Source organism: Endozoicomonas sp. ALB032, from assembly GCF_049310125.1.
Classification (GTDB): Bacteria; Pseudomonadota; Gammaproteobacteria; order Pseudomonadales; family Endozoicomonadaceae; genus Endozoicomonas_A.
In genome coordinates this window covers 2,161,183-2,180,642 of sequence record NZ_JBLYNW010000001.1, presented here as the reverse complement: position 1 = coordinate 2,180,642, position 19,460 = coordinate 2,161,183, and the positions used below count along the sequence as shown (strand labels likewise).

General features: G+C 48.9%; 13 protein-coding genes and 1 pseudogene. 4 read left to right on the top strand and 10 right to left on the bottom strand.

The features are described from left to right. Positions 1–5: 5 nt before the first annotated feature. The gene (locus ACO6VG_RS07755; RefSeq protein ID WP_422136400.1) at positions 6–1,541 is read left to right on the top strand and encodes a SpoVR family protein; all 1,536 of its coding nucleotides are present in this window, start codon (positions 6–8) and stop codon (positions 1,539–1,541) included. A gap of 601 nt (positions 1,542–2,142) precedes the next feature. Then, the gene (locus ACO6VG_RS07750; RefSeq protein ID WP_422136399.1) at positions 2,143–2,565 is read left to right on the top strand and encodes a hypothetical protein; all 423 of its coding nucleotides are present in this window, start codon (positions 2,143–2,145) and stop codon (positions 2,563–2,565) included. Between the two features lie 440 nt (positions 2,566–3,005). Here the strand turns inward: ACO6VG_RS07750 and phoR are convergent, their stop codons facing one another. From phoR to ACO6VG_RS07730, 4 genes are all read right to left on the bottom strand, one after another. Next, positions 3,006–4,325, bottom strand: coding sequence for a phosphate regulon sensor histidine kinase PhoR (phoR, locus tag ACO6VG_RS07745; RefSeq protein WP_422139581.1), 1,320 nt, complete (start codon positions 4,323–4,325; stop codon positions 3,006–3,008). Between the two features lie 44 nt (positions 4,326–4,369). Then, positions 4,370–5,059, bottom strand: coding sequence for a phosphate regulon transcriptional regulator PhoB (gene phoB, locus ACO6VG_RS07740; RefSeq protein WP_422136397.1), 690 nt, complete (start codon positions 5,057–5,059; stop codon positions 4,370–4,372). Between the two features lie 329 nt (positions 5,060–5,388). After that, positions 5,389–6,276: a 4-hydroxybenzoate octaprenyltransferase gene (gene ubiA / locus ACO6VG_RS07735; RefSeq protein ID WP_422137059.1), complete on the bottom strand. Its 888-nt coding sequence runs from the start codon at positions 6,274–6,276 to the stop codon at positions 5,389–5,391. 214 nt (positions 6,277–6,490) lie between these two features. Continuing rightward, on the bottom strand, positions 6,491–7,141 hold the full coding sequence (locus ACO6VG_RS07730; protein WP_422136396.1) for a chorismate--pyruvate lyase family protein: 651 nt from the start codon (positions 7,139–7,141) through the stop codon (positions 6,491–6,493). 689 nt (positions 7,142–7,830) lie between these two features. On the opposite strand from ACO6VG_RS07730, the gene ACO6VG_RS07725 reads away from it, so the two are divergent. Beyond that, a complete protein-coding gene (locus ACO6VG_RS07725; RefSeq protein WP_422136395.1) occupies positions 7,831–8,469 on the top strand; it encodes a TetR/AcrR family transcriptional regulator in 639 nt (212 codons plus the stop codon). 150 nt (positions 8,470–8,619) lie between these two features. Further along, complete coding sequence (locus tag ACO6VG_RS07720) at positions 8,620–9,972, top strand: 8-oxoguanine deaminase (RefSeq protein WP_422137058.1); 1,353 nt, start codon at positions 8,620–8,622, stop codon at positions 9,970–9,972. A gap of 78 nt (positions 9,973–10,050) precedes the next feature. On the opposite strand, the gene ACO6VG_RS07715 is transcribed toward ACO6VG_RS07720, so the two are convergent. The 6 genes and pseudogenes from ACO6VG_RS07715 to ACO6VG_RS07690 form a co-directional block, all read right to left on the bottom strand. Continuing rightward, positions 10,051–11,469: a uracil-xanthine permease family protein gene (locus ACO6VG_RS07715; RefSeq protein WP_422136394.1), complete on the bottom strand. Its 1,419-nt coding sequence runs from the start codon at positions 11,467–11,469 to the stop codon at positions 10,051–10,053. A gap of 145 nt (positions 11,470–11,614) precedes the next feature. After that, complete coding sequence (locus tag ACO6VG_RS07710) at positions 11,615–13,147, bottom strand: C2H2-type zinc finger protein (protein ID WP_422473382.1); 1,533 nt, start codon at positions 13,145–13,147, stop codon at positions 11,615–11,617. A gap of 258 nt (positions 13,148–13,405) precedes the next feature. Beyond that, positions 13,406–13,507: pseudogene (locus tag ACO6VG_RS07705) on the bottom strand (transposase); the annotation flags it as partial. A gap of 31 nt (positions 13,508–13,538) precedes the next feature. Further along, positions 13,539–14,837, bottom strand: a complete 1,299-nt coding sequence (locus ACO6VG_RS07700) for a C2H2-type zinc finger protein (RefSeq protein ID WP_422139578.1) — start codon at positions 14,835–14,837, stop codon at positions 13,539–13,541. 391 nt (positions 14,838–15,228) lie between these two features. Next, positions 15,229–17,586 carry a C2H2-type zinc finger protein gene (locus tag ACO6VG_RS07695; RefSeq protein ID WP_422139577.1) on the bottom strand — a complete coding sequence of 786 codons (2,358 nt, stop codon included), beginning with the start codon at positions 17,584–17,586 and terminating at the stop codon, positions 15,229–15,231. A 60-nt stretch (positions 17,587–17,646) separates the two neighbouring features. Beyond that, positions 17,647–19,431: a C2H2-type zinc finger protein gene (locus ACO6VG_RS07690; protein WP_422473380.1), complete on the bottom strand. Its 1,785-nt coding sequence runs from the start codon at positions 19,429–19,431 to the stop codon at positions 17,647–17,649. Between the last annotated feature and the right edge of the window lie 29 nt (positions 19,432–19,460).

The window sequence follows — 19,460 nt, the reverse complement described above, 5'->3', positions numbered from 1 at the left end:
CCGCCATGAGTGAGGTTACAGATATTAAAGAGAGAGAACCCATCTCCACGGGTTCAGAATGGACCTTTGATCTCATTCAGGAATACGACCGTGAGTTGGCGCGGCTGGCAGACAAGTTCCGGCTCGACACTTACCCGAACCAGATTGAGGTCATCAGTGCCGAACAGATGATGGATGCCTACTCTTCTACAGGCATGCCATTAATGTACAGTCACTGGAGCTTTGGCAAACAGTTTCTCCATACCCAACAGAATTATCAGCGCGGCCGCATGGGGCTGGCTTATGAAATTGTGATCAACTCCAACCCCTGCATTGCTTATCTCATGGAAGAAAACACCATGACCATGCAGGCTCTGGTACTGGCCCATGCCAGTTATGGTCATAACTCATTCTTCAAAGGTAACTATCTGTTCCAGACCTGGACCGATGCCGAATCCATTATTGACTACCTGATGTTTGCCAAGCGTTATGTTGCTGAGTGCGAAGAAAAATATGGCGTTGAAGCGGTTGAAGATGTTCTGGACGCTGCCCATGCCCTGATGAACCAGGGTGTTAATCGCTACAAGCGCCCGAGACCACTTTCAGCAGAACAGGAAAAAGAGCGCCAGCAGGAAAGAGCAGAGTATATTCAGAGAACCCTGAACGACATCTGGAGCACTATTCCAAAGACGGAAGACAAAGAAGAGAAAAAAGTTGAACGCTTTCCTAAAGACCCGGAAGAGAACATTCTCTACTTTCTGGAAAAAAATGCGCCACTGCTGGAAACCTGGCAGCGTGAACTGCTGCGAATAGTCAGGAAAGTATCCCAATACTATTACCCTCAACGTCAAACCCAGGTGATGAACGAAGGCTGGGCCTGCTTCTGGCACTACCATCTTCTCCATGAGCTTTATGATGAAGGAAAAGTCACCGATGGCTTTATGCTGGAATTTCTGCACTCTCACTCAAGTGTCGTATACCAGCCTCCCTTTGACAGCCCGCACTACAGCGGCATCAACCCCTACACACTGGGCTTCAGCATGTTTCAGGATATTCGCAGAATCTGTGAAAATCCTACCGATGAAGACAGACACTGGTTCCCGGACATTGCCGACAGTGACTGGCTGGAAACCGTGCATTTTGCGATGAAAAACTTCAAGGATGAAAGCTTTATTCTGCAATTCCTGTCTCCCAAGGTGATGAGAGAACTCAGACTCTTCTCGGTTCTGGATGACGAAAGCAAGTCCTACCTGGAAGTCGATGCGATTCATAACAGCACCGGATACAAAGAAGTAAGGGAGTCGCTGGCTGCTCAATACAATCTTGGCAACCGGGAGCCCAATATCCAGGTCTTTGATGTGGATGTGCGTGGCGATCGAACCCTGACTCTCAGACATTACCAGCACCAGGGACGTCCACTGGATAAAAGTACAGAGGAATTACTCAGGCACGTACACCGGCTCTGGCAATTTGATGTCAAACTGGAGTCGGTGACCATTGATAACAAGGTAAGCAAAAGCTATCAGTGCCCGGATAAAAAAGATTCCGGGAAGTCTCACTAAAAAGATCTGATTGAAAGACGAGGGTCTTTTTATATTGAAAACTAATAAGAATTAAAAAGCCATCCGAGAGTCTCCCGGACTTAAGCCTCCGTCCGGGTCACCCCGCAGCAAGGGTTGCTATTGCAACCTCACGACTGCATGGATGCAGGAGCAGTAGCTGCTTGGGACGGCCTTAAGTCCGGCAGGCTTCTGGCCCCACATATCCTATCCACTTAAAACCGAATCCCCGCTGCCACGACAGAAAGAACCAGCCCTTCCGTTCAATGCAAAAAATACTGACTACGGTGATAACCAGAAGCTTGATGCCTATTAACGATATTTTCAAAGAGTCAGATGCACGGCTGAATGGCTGTTTTTTAAAAACAAGCAATACCCACTCAAAGCAATTCAATTCATTTGCATGTCTTGATGACTCATAACCGTTTATGTATTGCACAAAATTATTCCTACCATCACATAAAGCGTTATTAAATCTATTTAAATAGTCCATAAAAGCACATTAAATGCTTCCATCAATTTAAAGCTTCCTGTATAAATAGTTACCTCCGTCATTGATAACCATTAATACCCGGTCGAATTAGTCTGAATTGGGAGTTCCTGAATGAACGTTTTTGAAGAAATTCATCACCGCCTGAGCAGTAAAACTCGTATCCGCTCTTTGTTTAAAGATGTTCATGTCGAAGATCTTGAGCGTATCATCTCCAGAATGCAGGACGTAATGCAGGAGAAAGTTGAAGCCCGCAATAAGATTGACGAAGAGCGTCAAGCCAAACTCGAAAACATTGAAGCCGTTAAGCAGATCATGGCCGAACGCGGCATTTCAATGGAAGACTTGGACCATCTGGAAATAGCGACTCAAAAACGTCGTCGTAATGTACAAAGGTTTACTTTTGAGTACCAGACAGAAGCCGGCGACACTGTCCAATGGGATGGCTCTACCACAGGGCGCTTGCCGCGTGACTTCCAAAGCTACCTGGACCGCACCGGCAAAAAACGTCTGGAATGCGTCGTTGGCGAAGAGTAAGTCTACCTTCGTCAGTATTTCGGGTTCATGCCCGGTCTGCAACTTCTTGAATAGAGACACCAATGGATCAAAGTATCATTCTTTGAAAAACCTCCCCCTCTGACTCGAAGTAATCAGTTGGGGATCCCATTACAGAGTGCTCAGGTGGGACCACTCTCATCAACACTCTGACCAACAGCCCGCAGTGCACCCCACAGCAGGTGTTCAAGAGACAGATACAAACTAGTAAAGAAAATACAAATACGCAAGCCCGGTCTTTGCAGGATGGTTAAAATCCACCACCCTGCCAGCTCCCGGGGATTAGCGTTTCAGAGTAAAGATAGTCAGGATCAGTCTGTAGTACAACAGACTGTTCGCGAATGATGAAACCATGAAAAGATTATTCATTTTTTGATGGTAGTCCTAAAAGCAGAAAAGGTGCCACCGGCCCTTTTCTGCTTTCATGAGTGTTCCAACTCAAGGCATTTTTCCGGAAAGTGGCAAATAAAGCGGCTGCCTTTTCCTGGGTGACTGCTGATCGTGAGTTTGCCTCCGTGTCTCAGCATGACGTGCTTGACGATAGCCAGGCCAAGCCCCGTTCCCCCGGTATTCTGGCTACGACTTTTATCAATCCGGTAAAAGCGCTCAGTCAACCTCGGAATATGCATTGGATCAATACCGACACCATTGTCTTCTACCATCATATGTCCGCCTTCCCCGTCCTGCCACCAGCGCACAAGTATTTTGCCACCCTCGGGTGTATAGCGCACGGCATTAAAGACCAGATTCGAGAAGGCACTGCGCAACTCATTACTGCTGCCTGCCAAAAAGACATCTTCAGGACAATCCAGAGAAATCTGATGCTGGCTTTCACCACTGAGCGCACATCCGTCTTCAACGATACTGCTGAGCAGGGTTTTAACATGAACCCCATTCTCGTCTGCCTGAGCTTCAGCCGACTCCAGTTTGGACAGCAACAGCAGGTCTGCCACCAGATTCTGCATTCTCAGCGACTGCTCCTGCATCCTGTTCAGTGCTTTTTCCCAAACAGGGGGCAGACCTGAATCCGGGCCCAGACTGTCCAGCATGGTTTCGATGTATCCAGACACAACCGTCAGTGGTGTTCTCAGTTCATGGGAGACATTGGCAACAAAGTCTTTTCTCATGACTTCCAGCTGATTCAAGCGCGTGACATCTCTAACGGTCATGAGACGATTGCCTTTGCCATAAACCGTTATATTAAATTGCAGTTGATGATCAGGGTTGATTGGCGAGGGGATCTCAAGAGCTTTTTGATAACCACCCTGCTCAAAGTAGTCGACAAACCTTGGATCACGTAGCAGATTGGTAATCAACTGCCCCTGATCGTCAGGCGTCTTAAGCCCTATCAAAGTTCCAGCGGCGGGATTCCACCATTCCAGGTTGCTCTGATTATCTATCATTACAACACCGTCGTTCAGCGCAGCAGTTGATTCCTGAACACGTTCAATCACTCCGGCCAGCTTTTGCCGGGAACGACTGTGCTGTTTTTGCAATCGATAGATACCATCAAAAATTTGCCCCCAGAACCCTTTACTCTCAGGAGGCTCTTTGCTCCTGGCCTTGGGGTCATTCAGCCAGTCCAGCAGCTTGAAAAGCTGACGGAAGCTCCAGACAAAATAACCTCCCATGACCACACAGAGTCCTAAAAAAGGCTCTCCAAACAACCAGCCCAGGGAAAACCCGACAATCACGTAGGCGATCATGCGGCTCAGCAAATGGGTTTTTGAAATTGTTGTCATATTACTCCCGGCCAGATAACTGCTGAGCACTGAGCATAAAAGGTTTACACCCTCGTTGAGAAACGATATCCAGTACCACGAACCGTTTGCACAAAGGCTTCGTAGTTATCACCTAAGGCCTTACGCAAGCGTCGAATGTGTACATCAACGGTTCGCTCTTCCACATAAACGTTGCCACCCCAGACCTGATCCAGTAACTGCCCACGGGTATAGGCACGCTCCTGGTGCGTCAGGAAAAACTGCAGCAAACGGTACTCGGTAGGTCCTATTTCAGCAGGTGAGCCATCAATAGAGACTCTGTGGCTGACAGGGTCCAGCTCCAATCCCTTGATGACAATGGGAGACTGGTTATCAAATCCGCCTGTACGACGGAGAACCGCTTTTAAACGAGCAGCCAGCTCGCGGGGAGAAAAAGGCTTGGTGATGTAGTCATCGGCACCGGTTTCAAGTCCCTGGATTTTGTGGTCTTCTTCACCTTTGGCCGTCAACATAACAATGGGTATTTCAGAGGTCAGCTCATTGCGCTTCAGACGACGGGCCAGTTCAATTCCAGAGACATCTGGTAACATCCAGTCCAGCAAGATCAGATCGGGTTTGTTATCCACAATCAGAGAGTGCGCTTCTCTGGCATCTGCTGCCTCAAGACAGTCATACCCTGCCATTTCCAGAGCAACGGTCACCATTTCGCGAATCGGTGCTTCGTCATCTACGATCAGAATGGTCTTTCCTGGCATTAATCTCTACCTGTTATCTGTCGATTCGATTTCGGCGGTGACGTTCTGGCATCTATCAGCTGAAGCTCATTAGGGCTATATCAGGATGGTAGTGTCTCAGGACAGCACCTTTCCTATCGCTCAGGCTGCTTCTCACTACTTTGATCAACCGCACTATACACCGGACATTACACCTTTGAAATGTTACAGGCAGATGACACACTAAAGGCTGATATTGCAGCTTAAAAATAAAAAGATCCCTCAGGGTTTACAGGGTAAGGCTTTTCGCCATTTATCCCCACAGCCACCATAAGTAGCAATACTTACCGGGCTCTAAGCCGGATTGAAGATCAAAGATAACTCAACACGAAACCTGCAAATACAATGGCTCCGGCCCAGTGGTTACTAAGAAACGCCCTGAAGCAGGCTTCACGCTCACGACGACGGGTTAACCATTGCTGGTAAACGAAAAGGGCTGCGACAGCCAACAATGAGAGATAATAGAGAGCACCTAACTCCAGTTGATGGCCTGCCATGGCCAGTGTCATCAGGGTAAGTACCTGCAGGCAACCAACAATCAGGTTATCCATCTCGCCAAATAGAATGGCTGTGGACTTGATACCTACTTTCAGATCATCGTCACGATCCACCATGGCGTATTGAGTATCGTAAGCCACTGTCCAGAAGAGATTGGCCAGAAACATCAGCCAGACGATGTTTCCCAACGAGCCACTCTGAGCCGCAAAAGCCATGGGTATCGACCAGCCAAAAGCAGCCCCCAAAACCACCTGAGGCAGATGAGTGTGTCTTTTGGCAAAAGGGTAAGCCGAGGCCAGCAATAATCCGGCAAAAGAGAGCTGGACGGTAAGAGTATTGGTAAAGAGTACAAGAATGAAAGACAAAAGTACCATACCGGAGAAATAGATCAGCGCTTCTTTTTCCTGAATTTTACCCGTTACCAGCGGTCGATGCTGTGTTCTCTTAACATGGCCGTCCACTTTCCTGTCAGCAAAGTCATTAATAACGCAGCCTGCACTGCGCATCAAAACCACGCCGACCGAAAAAATCACCAGATTCTTCAGACTCGGTACACCTTCTGCCGCCACCCAGAGTGCCCACATAGTAGGCCAGAACAACAGATAAATACCAATAGGCCGGTCCAGCCGGGCCAGCCGTAAGAAATCTTTTAAACGGGGAAATCGTTGCAGAACTACTTCAGTGCCTGCCAATACCGCCATTGGTTTTCTGAATTGCATCATAATATTTAGCTGCTTATCTGCATCTTTATTATCATCGCTGAGATTCTTATTGCTCATCGCCCTGAATCATGACCCGCATCGCCAGTTTATCAGGTCAGGCCAGGTTCTCAATCAGGCCATGACCAGACCGACTGCGGAAATCTCTATATTTCACGAGGTAAGTGCTTCGACAAACAATCATTCTTGTAGAGCTTCAGGGTTCAGGATGCTTCGACATGACTCTGGAGTGCTTCTCTGTCTGTTCAGACAGGTCCGGCAAAAAGATTTCACAAACAGATATAGACTTTTCGTGCAAATAAAATAACGACCGCCTTCCCCAGGCTGTTTCATCAGAGTATTTTTCAACCAGATGAGGATTAAACTGACGAGCCGGCAGTTCCGCTACCTCAAATGGTCCCCGACGCATACCGGGATGATTAAATAAAAACTCCCCCAGGGGCTTAGTGCCCAGTTGCAGCAGCTCTCTGTTCGTGCCAATAAGACTGCTGTGAGGCAATACACTTCGTGCAAACACTCTGGGTCGGCCACCACAGATCAGCAGAACCTCCCTGATAGAAGCCATTTTGCTGCAATGTCTGTTTTCGAATGATCCTGCCAACTCACCAGACGTGGACGTAGCCTTTGACTGTTCATAGTTATTGAGAAACTTTAGCTCCGAACAGGTCGGCATAAAGGTCCCGTGACGAATAACCTGAACCCTGAAGTCGCCGTCAAACTCATGTTTCAAACGCTGAGTCAGGGAACCTCTGTCCAGCAGCCAGTCTCTCCAGGGCTCTGGAATCTGCTGTTTCAAATAATGTCTCGGCTTCCAGGATAAGCCTGAAAAATCAATAAAAGGCACCATCACTCCTGCTGCACAAATCCAATTTTCCAGAACTGCCCCGGGAGGAAACAAGGCAGCTCACCTTGACACTCCCCGCCTTGTCAGGCGAGGCTTCTGACTTCATAAGCTACAGCCAGCCTATAACGACCGGACTTACGCAGAAGCCTCCATCAGCAGCAACCGGGTGCCCCTCGGTTATTTATTGGTCTTTTGTTTGATTTGCCGCTGCCTTAACGGGTCACTCAGGTATGGGTTCATCTGGTTCTTCAAGGGCGGTTGGGCAGTTGGCTCTGCCTTAATTTTTTGTTAACAGTGCTTGGTTTTCATCATCGTGAGTTTCTGCATAGAGACAGACCGACAGTGAATTTAGCCAACTATGCACAAACACGCAAGCATAAGGCTCTTCACCAGCGCGGCCCGACCTACGCGGCCCGACCTACGCGGCCCGACCTTCCCGACTTATATCTCCCTCCGCCCGATTGAGGGTGTCGCAAAACTCCAACAACTCGTTCCCACGCTGGAACCCACAGGGCCTAAAAGCATGGCAACCAGAGTTTTTGCGACACCCTCCAAGGCGGGGAGTGTCACGGTTTCCTCAATTTCTTTCTGCCTGACTTTAATGGACACGACCGAATTCTTTTCTATGCTTCCTGCCAATGGTATAAATCATCCCCAAGGGATGATCGAAAACTATAAATCAGGATCCGCGCATGGCTGTCGTAAAACGTACGCCCCAAAAGACCGGTCGTATAAGAACCGAGAGAGTTCGGCTGATTTTGAAAGCTGCCGAACAGGAGTTTGCCCGGCATGGATTCGGGGGAGCCACAATCCAGCGTATAGCTGACCTGGCCGATTTACCAAAACCGACTGTCTTGTATTACTTCAGTAACAAGCAGGAAATTTATGACGAAGTTCTTAACAATATTTTGTATCTCTGGAATGACAAACTGAACAGCTTTCATCCGAAAGATGACCCTGCAGAGTCACTTGAACGGTATATCCGCTCAAAAATAGAAGTCTCCAGAAGATACCCCACAGCCAGCCGAATTTTTGCCAGTGAAATCATTCATGGCTGCCAGCAGCTGTCTCCGTCCATGAAGGACTCTACCCAGCAGTGGTTTAAAAACAAAACAGAGATTTTTCAGCACTGGATGGATGAGGGTAAAATGGCCCGGGTAGAGCCCATGCACCTGATTTTTATGATCTGGGGATCGACTCAGCATTACGCTGATTATGAAAAACAGATCTGCCTTATCATGAACAAAAAGAAACTGCCTGCCTCAACCTACGATCAAGCCGCTGACACTATCTGCGACATTGTTCTTCGTGGTTGCGGTCTGAAGGTTTGAGAAACGATAAAAATCTTGTAGAGTCACAAGGTAAAAATGAACCGGGCAGATTAACACGCAAGTCACTGCCATAAACTGCTGTATTGGCGGTCTATGGTATACGGCAGCTTGTTGCACTATCCAGACCGTCCTGCTCATAACAAGAGGCAGATGATGAGAGTCTGGATAAAACATCCCCTGGCTATTTTCACCGCAAACAGTCAGGACGCCGGTAACGGCGTGGTGATTGATGAAAGCTCCGGCAAGATCACAGAGCTGGTTCCCTCGGGACAGTCTCCGAAAGTCTCCTGTGATCAAAGCTATGACGCTTCCGGACAGGTTCTCCTTCCCGGTCTGATCAATACTCATCACCATCTTTATCAGACCCTGACCCGCGCCTTCCCTCCGGCACTGAATAAAAAACTCTTTCCCTGGCTGCAAACGCTTTATCCTGTCTGGGCCAGACTGAAGCCAGAGATGCTGTTTAACGCCACTCAGCTGGGACTGACAGAACTGCAGCAGTCCGGTTGTACAACAGTGGCAGATCATCACTACCTATTCCCGGAAGCACTCACAGAAGCCATTGATATTCAGGTGAAGGCCGCTGACAGTATTGGCAGCAGGGTTATACTGACTCGGGGTTCCATGAGCCTTGGAGAGAAGGATGGAGGCCTTCCTCCCCAGTCTACCGTGCAAACAGAAGCTGAGATACTCGACGACTCCGAACGTCTGATTCATCGTTATCATGAGTCAGACGAGGGGGCAAAGGTTCAGATTGCCCTGGCACCCTGCTCACCTTTTTCAGTCAGCACAGAGTTGATGAAAGAGACCGCTGGGCTGGCCCGTAAACACAATGTTCGATTACATACCCATCTGGCTGAAACCCATGATGAAGACAACTTCTGCATCGAGCGGTTCGGTTTACGGCCACTGGATTACCTGGAATCTGTGGATTGGCTGGCTGACGATGTCTGGCTGGCCCATGGTATTCATTTCAATGACGATGAAATCAAAAGAATGGGACAGGCGGGCATGGGCGTCTGTCACTGCCCTACCTCGAATATGCTGCTGGCATCGGGCATCTGCCGCACCAAAGAACTGGCGTCTGCAGGCGTGCACGTCGGACTGGGTGTGGATGGCTCCGCTTCAAACGACGGCTCCAATATGATGCAGGAAGTCCGTCAGGCTTTGCTGATCAATCGTCTGCGTTACGCCGCAGACGAAGTCACTCATCTCGATGCTCTGTACTGGGCAACAAAAGGCTCAGCCAAAGTGCTTGGCAGGGGCGATATTGGAGAACTGGCAGAAGGAAAGCAAGCCGACCTTGCTCTTTTCAGCCTGGATGAGTTGCGTTTCAGTGGCAGCCATGACCCACTGGCAGCACTGGTTCTTTGTGGAGGCCATAAAGCAGCTGCCGTTATGTGTGCAGGAAAGTGGCTGATTAAAGATGAAACACTACTTCATCTTGATCAAGAGGCCATCATGGCTGCACACCAGCTTTCTGCCAGAAAGCTGGTGTCTTGAGAGGCTGTCGTAAATCTCTGGTTCCAATGCTCCAGAGATTTATGACGGGGAACGAGTTGTAGGGTATGACGAAAATAATCAGGAAGTGGTTTCTTCTTTGATGGCTCCCGAAGATGCATTAATATTTTTCACCACTTTTCTCTGATCGCTGGATTCAGGCCCGGAATCTTCAGGCAAAACCAGTGTCAGCAAAATAGCGGTCAGACCTCCGGTGGTAATCGCCGAGCTGAAAATGTTTTTGACCAGTTCCGGCATCTGGCTCAGCACCCCGGGCACAATAGTGACGCCCAGCCCCATACCCATGGACACAGCAATGATCATTACCTGTCGACGATCAAGTGATCCTGAAGCCAGGATGCGAATACCTGAAGCGGCCACCGTGCCAAACATAACCAATGTAGCCCCACCCAGCACAGGCTTGGGAACCAGCATCAGGATGGCCCCGAGTATCGGGAAAAGTCCCATCACTAAAAACAAACCGGCAATGATATAGCCAACAAACCGGCTGGCGACACCGGTCATTTGAATCACACCATTGTTCTGGCTAAACGTCGTCGTTGGAAAGCTGTTCAGGCAAGCTGCGGTCAGAGAGTTCACGCCATCAGCCAAAATACCGCCACGAATACGCTCAACGTATCCATCACCCTCAATAGGTTCACCCGAAAGTTTTGCTGTCGCAGTCAGGTCACCGGTAGATTCAATGGTCGTTATGACATAAATGAGAGCAATCGGAATAAATAGCTCCCAATCGAAGGTCATTCCATATTTAAAAGGCACCGGAGCAGTAAATAAAACCGAGTCCGACAATCCCTGCAGAGTCATTTTACCGGTATAAAGTGTTATCAGGCTGCCCACCAGCAAGCCAAGGAAGATCGCCGAGAGACGCACCATGGGACGAGAACTGCGATTAAAAAAGATCACAGTCGCTAACACGGTGATGCTCACTGCAAGGTTGCTCAGCGCACCAAAATCAGGCGCATTGAAGCCACCGGCCATATCGGTCACAGCTACCTTAATCAGGCTGAGACCAATCAGTGAAATAACAATTCCGGTAATGGTTGGCGTAATAATCTTGCGCAGCTTATGGAAAAAGCGGCTCAGGACAATCTCGATAAATGCCCCGAAAAAACAAAGACCCGTCATCAGTGCAATAATCTCTTCACTGCTGCCTCCCCGACTCTTAACCACAAAACCGGCAGCAATAAGGGAGCTCAAAAACGCAAAACTGGTTCCCTGAATACTCAACAAACCAGACCCCAGGGGACCAAACCGTCTGGCCTGGATAAAGGTACCTATCCCTGAGGCGATCAGCGCCATACTGATCAGGTAAGGAATATGCTCTCCCAAACCCAACACCCCACCGATGACCAGGGTCGGTGTCACAACCCCCACAAAGCTGGCTATCATATGCTGCAGGGCACTGAAAAAAGCTCGAAATAATGGTGGTTTGTCGTTTAATTGGTGGATGAGGTCGGGATTATGAGTCTGGCTATTCATGCATACTCCTGCCGTCTATTTTTTTTATACAGAGTGAGTATTGCAATTCCTTGACCAATTATTCAATTTTTTTTGGGGTACTATACCAGCGCAACCAGCCTGCCAGGTGCTAGCCTTTCCCACCTGGGCCTGCGACAAGCAGAAATCAATCACTTGACTTTGCATCATCAAGCTTTCGTTTCCGGTGTTGTCTTTTGTGATTCGACAGAGCTTGAGGGTTTGGCAGGAGCTTCTGGCACTCAGGGCAAGTTTGCACTCTGGTGTGATCTTTTCTTTTGTGAACCGACAAGACTTTCGCGTTTGGCAGGATCTTCTGGCACTCAGGGCAGGTTTGTTCTCCGCTGTGATATAGACTTTTGTGAACCGACAGGGCTTGGGCGTTTGCCAGGGTCTTCTGGCACTCAGGGCAGGTTTGCTTTCCGGTGTGATCTTTTCTTTTGTGAACCCACAGGGCTTGAGCGTTTGGCAGAGTCTCCAGGCACTCAGGGCAGGTTTGCTCTCCAGTGTGATCTTTTTTTTTGTGAAACGCCAGGGCTTGAGCGTTTGGCAGGGGCTTCTTGCATTCAGGGCAGGTTTTCTCTCCAGTGTGATATTGACTTTTGTGAGCCGACAGGGCCTTACCGTTTGCAAAAGTCTTCTGACACTCAGGGCAGGTTTGCTTTCCCGTGTGATGTTTTCTTTTGTGAACCGCCAGGGCATAAGCGTTTGGAAGGGGCTTCTGGCACTCAGGGCAGGTTTTCTCTCCGGTGTGATCTCTTCTTCTGTGAGACGCCAGGGTATAAGCGTTTGGAAGGGGCTTCTGGCACTCAGGGCAGGTTTTCTCTCCGGTGTGATCTCTTCTTCTGTGAGACGACAGGGCTTGAGCGTTTGCCAGGATCTTCTGGCACTCAGGGCAGGTTTGTTCTCCGGTGTGATATTTTCTTTTGTGATGCGACAGGGCTTGAGCGTTTGGCAGGGTATTCTGGCATTCAGGGCAGGTTTGTTCTCCGGTGTGATATTTTCTTTTGTGATCCGACAGGGCTTGAGCATTTGGCAAGGACTTCTGGCACTCAAGGCAGCTTCGCTCTCCGGTGTGATATTGACTTTTGTGAGTGCGCAATGAGGCTTGAGAGCTAAATGATTTCTCACAGCCAAGGTGATCACATCGGTATTTTTTGGAGCCTGCCTTCCTTTGTTTTTCCGCAGGTGGTGGATTTAATTTTAATGATGAACCAGTTCTGCTGTCAGCTTCTGAGACAACTGTCGATGCTTCAGCAGGATGGCTAACCGGGCCAGATTCCTGATCGCCTGTTTGCAAATAGACATCGCAAGCGAAAGAGTCATCTGAGATTGAACGACACCGGGTACTTGTGGAAGGAGCAAAGATACAGACTCCCTGTTGAATACAACAGGGCTGTTCATGGCAATTTTCGTCAAGACTATGTCGGGAGTCTGTGGGCTGCCCCGAATTTTCATCATTATGGTCATTGTCGTATAGATAATGCGGTTTTTCTGAATGTCTATTGAATGACTGACCATGATCCTCTGACCCCATTGCCCAGGAATTGTTACCGCCGCCCGCCCCGTCCATCAAAGTGATAATCTGAAGTTTGTTTCGCCGACAGGGTTTGTCATCGGGCAGCATGCCTGACCCCGAATATCCGTTTGTGCTGAGCATATGTGATGGCTGTTTTTGCATCAGCCTCCAACCAGTCATTGGCATTGCAGTTGATATGCCCGGCTCAGTTTTTATAGAAAAACTCTGGCTTGTCGAAGCCCCATTCTGATCAACCTCAACGATAAAACCATAAGTCTGTGGCTCAACCGGGGAGACGAAAGGCAAAAAGACCAATACGTGCGAGAGTAGACTTTTAATGGTTCTATCCTTTTTTTCCGGGGATAGGAGCAGTGAGGATAGACGATAGGAACTTTGGGAGCTTTTCAATGTTGGCAAGCTCTATTGCCTCCCATGTCTTTTTGTCATCGGTTAACCGCCGCTGGTGATAGACAGATAGACGTGATCATTGCACTTCAGATCATACCCAAACGTGTGCAGTGCCCTTCCCTCCTGAGCCTGTGACAAGCAGAAATCAATCACTTGACTTTGCATCTTCAAGCTTTCGTTTCCGGTGTAGCCTTCTGTGATTCGACAGAGCCTGATTGTTTGGCAGTAGCGCCTGGCACTCAGGGCAGGCTTGTTCTCCGGTGTGATATTTTCTTTTGTGTGCCAACAGGGCTTGGGCGTGTGGCAGGGTCTTCTCGCACTCAGGGCAGTTTTGCTCTCCGGTGTGTTCTTTTCTTTTGTGAAGCGCCAAGGCTTGAGCGTTTGGCAGGGGCTTCTGGCATTCAGGGCAGATTTGCCCTCCGCTGTGATATCGGCTTTTGTGATTCGACAGGGCTAGAGCGTTTGGCAGGGGCTTCTGGCATTCAGGGCAGGTTTGCTCTCCGCTGTGATATCGGCTTTTGTGATTCGACAGGGCTAGAGCGTTTGGCAGGGTCTTCTGGCACTCAGGGCAGGTTTTCTCTCCGGTGTGATATTGACTTTTGTGAACCGACAGGGCTTGAGCGTGTGGCAAGGTCGTCTGGCACTCAGGGCAGGTTCGTTCTCCGGTGTGATCTTTTCTTTTATGAACCCACAGAGCTTGAGTGTTTGGCAGGGTCTTCTGGCATTCAGGGCAAGTTTTCTCTCCGCTGTGATATTGACTTTTGTGAACCGACAAGGCTAGAGCATTTGCCAGGGTCTTCTGGCACTCAGGGCAGGTTTTCTCTCCGGTGTGATCTTTTCTTTTGTGAACCGTCAGGGCTTGAGCGTTTGGCAGGGGCTTCTGGCAATAAGGGCAGGTTCGTTCTCCGGTGTGATATTGGCTTTTGTGATTGTACAACGAGGTTTGAGAGCTAAGTGATTTTTCACAGCCGGGGTGATCACATCGGTATTTTTTGGAGCCTGCCTTCCTTTGTTTTTTCGCAGGTGGTGGTTTTAATTTTAATGAGGCACCGGTTGTGCTGTCAGCTCCTGAGACAACTGTCGGTGCTTCAGCAGGATGGCTTACCGGGCCAGATTCCTGATCGCCTGCTTGCAAATAGACATCGCAAGCGAAAGAGTCATCTGTGGTTGAACGACACCGGGTACTTGTGGCAGGAGCGTAGATACAGACTCTCTGTTGATTACAACAGGGCTGTTCATGGCAATTCTTGTCAAAGCTATGTCGGGAGTCAGTGGGCCGACCCGAATTTCCATCATTATTGTCGTTGTCGTATAAATAGTGTGATTTTTCTGAATGTCTATTGAATGACTGACCATGATCCTCTGACTCTGTTGTCCGGGAGTAGTTACCCCCGCCCGTTCCTTTCATCAAAGTGATGATCATGTGTGATGGTTCGTTTTGCATCAGCCTCCCATCGGTCATTGGCATTGCAGATAATAGGCCCGGCTCAGTTTTTATAGAAAAACTCTGGCTTGTCGAAGCCTCATTCTGATCAACCTCAACGATAAAACCATAAGTCTGTGGCTCAACCGGGCAGACGAAAGGCAAAAAGGCAAATACGTGCGAGAGTAGACTTTTAATGGTTCTATCCTTTTTTTCCGGGGATAGGAGCACTGAGGATAGACGATAGGAACATTGGGAGTTTTTCAATGTTGGCAGGCTCTATTGCCTTCCATGTCTTTTTGTCATCGGTTAACCGCCGCTGGTGATAGACAGATAGACCTGCGCATTGCACTTCAGATCATACCCAAACGTGTGCAGTGCCCTTCGTTCCTGACCCTGAGACAAGCAGAAATCAATCACTTGACTTTGCATCTTCAAGCTTTCGTTTCCGGTGTTGCCTTCTGTGATTCGACAGAGCCTTAATGTTTGGCAGTAGCGCCTGGCACTCAGGGCAGGTTTGTTCTCCGGTGTGATATTTTCTTTTGTGATCCGACAGGGCTTGAGCGTGTGGCAGAGTCTTCTGGCACTCAGGGCAGGTTTGTTCTCCGGTGTGTTCTTTTCTTTTGTGAACCCACAGGGCTTGAGTGTTTGGTAGGGTCTTCTGGCATTCAGGGCAGGTTTTCTCTCCGCTGTGCTCTTTGCTTTTGTGAACCGACAGGACCTGACTGTTTGCGAAGGTCGTCTGGCACCCAGGGCAGGTTTGCTTTCCGGTGTGTTCTTTTCTTTTGTGAACCCACAGGGCTTGAGTGTTTGGCAGGGTCTTCTGGCATTCAGGGCAGGTTTTCTCTCCGGTGTGATATTGACTTTTGTGAGCCGACAGGGCATGACTGTTTGCCAAGGTCTTCTGGCACTCAGGGCAGTTTTGCTCTCCGGTGTGTTCTTTTCTTTTATGAACCGCCAGGGCTTGAGCGTTTGGCAGAGTCTTCTGGCACTCAGGGCAGGTTTTCTCTCCAGTGTGATATTGATTTTTGTGATTCAACAGGGCCTGTTTGTTTGCCAAGGTTTTCTGACACTCGGGGCAGGTTTGCTCACCGGTGTGTTTTTTTCTTTTGTGAACCGCCAGGGCTTGAGCGTTTGGCAGGGGCTTCTGGCACTCACGGCAGGTTTGTTCTCCTGTGTGGTATTTTCTTTTATGATCCCAAAGGGCTTGAGTGTTTGGCAGGGTCTTCTGGCATTCAGGGCAGGTTTTCTCTCCAGTGTGATACTGACTTTTGTGAGTCGAAAGGGCCTGACTGTTTGCCAAGGTCTTCTGGCACTCAGGGCAGGTTTGCTCTCCGTTGTGTTCTTTTCTTTTGTGAGTCGCCAGGGCTTGAGCGTTTGGCAGAGGCTTCTGGCACTCAGGGCAGTTTTGCTCTCCGGTGTGTTCTTTTCTTTTGTGAACCGCCAGGGCTTGAGCGTTTGGCAGGGTCTTCTGGCACCCAGGGCAGGTTTGCTTTCCGGTGTGTTCTTTTCTTTTGTGAACCCACAGGGCTTGAGTGTTTGGCAGGGTCTTCTGGCATTCAGGGCAGGTTTTCTCTCCTGTGTGATATTGACTTTTGTGAGCCGACAGGGCATGACTGTTTGCCAAGGTCTTCTGGCACTCAGGGCAGTTGTGCTCTCCGGTGTGTTCTTTTCTTTTATGAACCGCCAGAGCTTGAGCGTTTGGCAGAGTCTTCTGGCACTCAGGGCAGGTTTTCTCTCCAGTGTGATATTGATTTTTGTGATTCAACAGGGCCTGTTTGTTTGCCAAGGTTTTCTGACACTCGGGGCAGGTTTGCTCACCGGTGTGTTTTTTTCTTTTGTGAACCATCAGGGCTTGAGCGTTTGGCAGGGGCTTTTGGCAATCAGGGCAGGTTCGTTCTCCTGTGTGATATTGACTTTTGTGATTGCACAACGAGTTTTGAGAGCTAAGTGATTTTTCACAGCCGGGGTGATCACATCGGTATTTTTTGGAGCCTGCCTTCCTTTGTTTTTTCGCAGGTGGTGGTTTTAATTTTAATGACGCACAGGTTGTGCTGTCAGCTCCTGAGACGACTGTCAAACTTTCAGCAGAATGGCTTTCCGAGCCAGATTCCTGATCGCCTGTTTGCAAATAGACATCGCAAGCGAAAGAGTCATCTGAGGTTGAACGACACCGGGTACTTTTGGAAGGAGCGTAGATACAGACTCTCTGTTGATTACAACAGGGCTGTTCATGGCAATTCTTGTCAAAGCTATGTCGTGAGTCAGTGGGCCGACCCGAATTTTCATCATTATGGTCGTTGTCGTATAAATAATGTGATTTTTCTGAATGTCTATTGAACGACTGACCATGATCCTCTGACTCTGTTATCCGTGAATAGTTACCACCGCCCGTTCCGTACATCAAAGTGATGATCATGTGTGATGGTTCGTTTTGCATCAGCCTCCCATCGGTCATTGGCATTGCAGTTAATAGGCCCGGCTCAGTTTTTATAGAAAAACTCTGGCTTGTCGAAGCCTCATTCTGATCAGCCTCAACGATAAAACCATAAGTCTGTGGCTCAACCGGGCAGACGAAAGGCAAAAAGGCCAATACGTGCGAGAGTAGACTTTTAATGGTTCTATCCTTTTTTCCGGGGATAGGAGCAGTGAGGATAGACGATAGGAACTTTGGGAGTTTTACAATGTTGGCAAGTTCTATTGCCTTCCATGTCTTTTTGTCATCGGTTAACCGCCGCTGGTGGTAGACAGATAGACGTGAGCATTGCACTTCAGATCATACCCAAACGTGTACAGTGCCTTTCCCTCTTAACCCTGAGACAAGCAGAAATCAATCACTTGACTTTGCATCTTCAAGCTTTCGTTTCCGGTGTTGCCTTCTGTGATTCGACAGAGCCTGAATGTTTGGCAGTAGCGCCTGGCACTCAGGGCAGGTTTGCTCTCCGGTGTGATCTTTTCTTTTGTGAACCGTCAGGGCTTTAGCGTTTGGCAAGGTCTTCTGGCATTCAGGGCAGGTTTTCTCTCCAGTGTGATATTGACTTTTGTGAGCCGACAGGGCTTTCGCGTTTGGCAGGGTCTTCTGGCACTCAGAGCAGGTTTGCTCTGCGGTGTGATCTTTTCTTTTGTGAATCGTCAGGGCTTTAGCGTTTGGCAAGGTCTTCTGGCACTCAGGGCAGGTTTGCTCTCCGCTGTGATATCGAGTTTTGTGATCCGACAAAGCTTTTGCGTTTGGCAGGGTCTTCTGGCACTCAAGGCAGGTTTGCTCTCCGCTGTGTTCTTTTCTTCTATGATTCGACAGGGCTTGGGCGTGTGGCAGGGTCGTCTGGCACTCAGGGCAGGTTTGCTCTCCGGTGTGATATTTTCTTTTGTGATCCGACAGGGCTTGAGCGTTTGGCAGGGTCTTCTGGCATTCAGGGCAGGTTTGCTCTCCTCTGTGATATCGACTTTTGTGCTCCGACAGAGCTTGAACGTTTGGCAGGGTCTTCTGGCATCCAAGGCAGGTTTGCTCTCCGCTGTGTTCTTTTCTTCTATGATTCGACAGGGCTTGGGCGTGTGGCAGGGTCGTCTGGCACTCAGGGCAGGTTTGCTCTCCGGTGTGTTCTTTTCTTTTGTGAACCGAAAGGGCTAGAGTGTTTGCCAGAGTCTTCTGGCACTCACGGCAGGTTTGTTCTCCGGTGTGGTATTTTCTTTTATGATCCCACAGGGCTTGAGTGTTTGGCAGGGTCTTCTGGCACTCAGGGCAGTTTTGCTCTCCGGTGTGTTCTTTTCTTTTGTGAACCGCCAGGGCTTGAGCGTTTGGCAGGGTCTTCTGGCACCCAGGGCAGGTTTGCTTTCCAGTGTGTTCTTTTCTTTTGTGAACCCACAGGGCTTGAGTGTTTGGCAGGGTCTTCTGGCATTCAGGGCAGGTTTTCTCTCCGGTGTGATATTGACTTTTGTGAGCCGACAGGGCATGACTGTTTGCCAAGGTCTTCTGGCACTCAGGGCAGTTTTGCTCTCCGGTGTGTTCTTTTCTTTTATGAACCGCCAGGGCTTGAACGTTTGGCAGTGCCTTCTGGCAATCAGGGCAGGTTCGTTCTCCGGTGTGATATTGGCTTTTGTGATTGCACAACGAATTTTGAGAGCTAAGTGATTTTTCACAGCCGGGGTGATCACATCGGTATTTTTTGGAGCCTGCCTTCTTTTGTTTTTTCGCAGGTGGTGGATTTAGTTTTAATGACGCACCGGTTGTGCTGTCAGCTCCTGAGACAACTATCGAACCTTCAGCAGGATGGCTTATCGGGCCAGATTCCTGATCGCCTGTTTGCAAATAGACCTCGCAAGCGAAAGAGTCATCTGAGGTTGAACGACACCGGGTACTTTTGGAAGGAGCGTAGATACAGACTCTCTGTTGATTACAACAGGGCTGTTCATGGCAATTCTTGTCAAAGCTATGTCGTGAGTCAGTGGGCCGACCCGAATTTTCATCATTATGGTCGTTGTCGTATAAATAATGTGATTTTTCTGAATGTCTATTGAACGACTGACCATGATCCTCTGACTCTGTTATCCGTGAATAGTTACCACTGCCCGTTCCGTACATCAAAGTGATGATCATGTGTGATGGTTCGTTTTGCATCAGCCTCCCATCGGTCATTGGCATTGCAG

What these genes read in the sequence shown, in the direction of transcription:
- ACO6VG_RS07755 (WP_422136400.1), top strand. Translation starts at nt 6, where the DNA reads ATGAGTGAGGTTACAGATATTAAAGAGAGAGAACCCATCTCCACGGGT.
- ACO6VG_RS07750 (WP_422136399.1), top strand. Translation starts at nt 2,143, where the DNA reads ATGAACGTTTTTGAAGAAATTCATCACCGCCTGAGCAGTAAAACTCGT.
- phoR (WP_422139581.1), bottom strand. Translation starts at nt 4,325, where the DNA reads ATGACAACAATTTCAAAAACCCATTTGCTGAGCCGCATGATCGCCTAC.
- phoB (WP_422136397.1), bottom strand. Translation starts at nt 5,059, where the DNA reads ATGCCAGGAAAGACCATTCTGATCGTAGATGACGAAGCACCGATTCGC.
- ubiA (WP_422137059.1), bottom strand. Translation starts at nt 6,276, where the DNA reads ATGGCGGTATTGGCAGGCACTGAAGTAGTTCTGCAACGATTTCCCCGT.
- ACO6VG_RS07730 (WP_422136396.1), bottom strand. Translation starts at nt 7,141, where the DNA reads ATGGTGCCTTTTATTGATTTTTCAGGCTTATCCTGGAAGCCGAGACAT.
- ACO6VG_RS07725 (WP_422136395.1), top strand. Translation starts at nt 7,831, where the DNA reads ATGGCTGTCGTAAAACGTACGCCCCAAAAGACCGGTCGTATAAGAACC.
- ACO6VG_RS07720 (WP_422137058.1), top strand. Translation starts at nt 8,620, where the DNA reads ATGATGAGAGTCTGGATAAAACATCCCCTGGCTATTTTCACCGCAAAC.
- ACO6VG_RS07715 (WP_422136394.1), bottom strand. Translation starts at nt 11,469, where the DNA reads ATGAATAGCCAGACTCATAATCCCGACCTCATCCACCAATTAAACGAC.
- ACO6VG_RS07710 (WP_422473382.1), bottom strand. Translation starts at nt 13,147, where the DNA reads ATGCAAAAACAGCCATCACATATGCTCAGCACAAACGGATATTCGGGG.
- ACO6VG_RS07700 (WP_422139578.1), bottom strand. Translation starts at nt 14,837, where the DNA reads ATGCAAAACGAACCATCACACATGATCATCACTTTGATGAAAGGAACG.
- ACO6VG_RS07690 (WP_422473380.1), bottom strand. Translation starts at nt 19,431, where the DNA reads ATGCAAAACGAACCATCACACATGATCATCACTTTGATGTACGGAACG.